Consider the following 2,839-nt stretch of genomic DNA (forward strand, 5'->3'; position numbering starts at 1 on the left):
GGGATGACGACGAGGATTTCTTTAGCGAGGAGTACGACGACCGAAACGGTGGATCCCTATCGTCCACGGTGGATTAAAAGGGGGGGGCGATGAGCGACCATACCAACTGGACAACCTTCGATGAGCTCCGATTTGTCGAAGACCCGGGCACTGATAGATATTTGTAGTTTCGTTGAAACTGTGATTAGTTGGAGTTGGACGAAACCGCTGCGCGGTAGCCCACCATTCTGAAGCATTGTAGTTTCTCTTCCTACCTGTTTTTCCACTTACTCATTTCCTTGATCATGTAAAATACCTCCTGAGTTTATTCAACCCTAATTCAAGGAGGTGCATCATGACAGAATTACGTCAAAAAATGATCAGGGAAATGGATTTGAAGAACCTTTCACCCCACACCCAACGCTCATACCTTGCAGCCGTTACCGGATTGTCCAGACACTATCAGCTGCCTCCCGATACCATTACCTCCGAGATGATCGAAGATTACCTGTTGTATCTGAAAAACGACAAGGACCTCGCGCCTTCCAGCTGCTGCAGCACTTTAAACGGCCTGCGATTCTTCTATTCCCATATTCTTGACCAGCAGTTATCCGTCGGCTTCAGTCTGACCAAAAAACCACGTAAACTGCCAACGGTGCTGAGTAAGGGCCAGGTTTGGAAGATCATCAGTAGCCCGAGCAATATCAAGCACCGCTTGATCCTGATGACGACATACGCAGCCGGACTCAGGGCCGGTGAAGTGCGAAGATTAAAGCCTGAGGATATCGACAGTAAGCGGATGTTGATCAAGGTGGTAGACGGCAAGGGCCATAAAGACCGCTATACCATGCTTTCAAAAATGCTTCTCAATGAATTGCGCCACTACTATAAAGCCTGCCGACCGCAAACCTACCTGTTCCCATCGACCTATAAAAAACATAAAGGCAAACCGCTATCTTATGAAACAGTTCGCTCCATTTACGAAAAAGCCCGCAAACAAGCGGGGGTTAAAAATGGACAAGGGCTACACACGCTACGTCACTGTTTCGCCACGCACCTTTTAGAAGCCGGATACGATATCCGTAAAATCCAGGTTTTAATGGGCCATTCAAGATTGTCCACCACCATCATTTACTTACATGTGAGCCGCGAAACGCTGTCAAAAGTCCCCAGCCCTTTGGATCTTATCGAGACTGGAAAGGATAGCGCCGATGGCTCCGATCATACTTCCTAAAACTGACCGGTTGACCGTCGCCCATATCCTCAAAGAACATATTATCGACTATCAAAAGCATTATCCGCTGTGGCATGAACATCGAAAAATCGTCTATGACCTGCTCAACTGCCGCACTCCTTATCTGGGCGGCCATATTGACCGTTGCGATCATTGTGGTGCCCTGCGTATCACGTATCATTCATGCCGTAACCGCCATTGCCCCACATGCCAGCACATGCCGCGTGAACGGTGGCTTGAACAAAGAAAACAAGAAATTCTGCCTGCCGACTACTTTCATGTTGTCTTCACCCTGCCGCATGAACTCAACACCGTCGTTCTGAACAACAAGAAGGTGATGCTCGCGATCCTGTTTAAAGCCGCTTCCCAAACGCTGCTGACCTTCGGTGAAAATGAACTTGGCGGCAAACTGGGTTTTATCACGACACTGCACACCTGGGACCAGAAGCTCAATGCACACTTTCATCTGCATTGCCTGGTGGCCGGTGGAGCGGTCTCACCAGACGGTTCACGCTGGATACCCTGCAAAGGCAACTACCTGTTCAACGAGCGGGCTTTATCGCTGGTGTTTCGCGGCAAATTCATGGAATTGATGAAAAAAGCCTGTCAATGTAACGATCTCAAATTTGCCGGTGATCAATTCAATCGACTGAAATCCCGGCTGTATGAAAAACCATGGATCATCGACGTGCGCGATCCGGTGAAAAAGCCGGAACACGTTCTGGAATACCTGGCACGCTACACTCACCGCGTGGCCATTGCCAACAGCCGTATCAAGGCGCTTACGGACGGTATGGTGACCTTCACCTTTAAAAACCGCAAGAAGAATCGAACGGAAACGCTCACGGTTACCGCCGTTGAGTTCATCCGGCGGTTCTTACTGCACAGCCTGCCCAAGCGCTTTGTTCGCATCCGGCATTACGGGTTTTTAGCCAACCGCAATCGTTCGGCGAACCTGGCAGCCATCCGGCAATTAATGGGCTTAATCGATCCTATAGACAAAGCTGTGGCGACTGTCGAATCAATGATGCAGCAACTCACGGGCACCGACATTACGGTCTGCCCCTGCTGCAAAAAAGGAAAGATGCTGCTGTATAGAGAGATCCCCAAGGGTTGGGCACGACCGCCAAACCCACTTGCTTTTGTAGCTGCCTGATTTGGCTCATTTTTAAATCGTTTCTTGAATTACTGATGGAGTAGTGCGGCCTTTCCCTGCTTACCGGCTTTATTTGAAGATAAAATTGAGCCAAAAGGATGTTGTGATTTGCGATTTGTCCAACAAATAAAGCGATTGTCTTTTACTCATGAGGACCAATCATGCCTGTTGGTAACCAAATAGTCGAACACGACTTGATTACAATACCCATAACAAAAAATCGTGCCAACGCACTCGGTAAACGGCATCGTCCATCTCTGTTTTATCAATCATCCCGCTCTTGAAAAATAATTACTGAGCCAGCGACAACCCGTGAGAAGGGTTGACAAATCTCAGCTCATTGTTGCTACGGGACGATGGATAAAACACTTATTAGCTATCTAAAGGCCAGATTGCACTTGCCGATGTAATCTTGAACTTAGAATCTGCGATGATCGCTATGTCACAATCCACACCGTATCCTTGCGGCC

Annotated in this window: 2 protein-coding genes; both read left to right on the forward strand. The window is 48.4% G+C overall.

From position 1 onward, the window contains the following. The first annotated feature begins 334 nt into the window (after nucleotides 1-334). Complete coding sequence (locus tag QNK41_RS02640) at nucleotides 335-1,213, forward strand: site-specific integrase (RefSeq protein WP_319253467.1); 879 nt, start codon at nucleotides 335-337, stop codon at nucleotides 1,211-1,213. Further along, complete coding sequence (locus tag QNK41_RS02645) at nucleotides 1,191-2,369, forward strand: IS91 family transposase (protein ID WP_319253469.1); 1,179 nt, start codon at nucleotides 1,191-1,193, stop codon at nucleotides 2,367-2,369. Before QNK41_RS02640 ends, QNK41_RS02645 begins: the two co-directional genes overlap by 23 nt. Nucleotides 2,370-2,839: the final 470 nt, after the last annotated feature.

Origin of the sequence: Desulfosarcina sp. (genome assembly GCF_033791525.1) — a bacterium.
Classification (GTDB): domain Bacteria; phylum Desulfobacterota; class Desulfobacteria; order Desulfobacterales; family Desulfosarcinaceae; genus Desulfosarcina.

Bases quoted from the DNA above. Each gene is read 5' to 3' on its own strand.
- QNK41_RS02640 (WP_319253467.1), top strand. From the start codon at position 335: ATGACAGAATTACGTCAAAAAATGATCAGGGAAATGGATTTGAAGAAC.
- QNK41_RS02645 (WP_319253469.1), top strand. From the start codon at position 1,191: ATGGCTCCGATCATACTTCCTAAAACTGACCGGTTGACCGTCGCCCAT.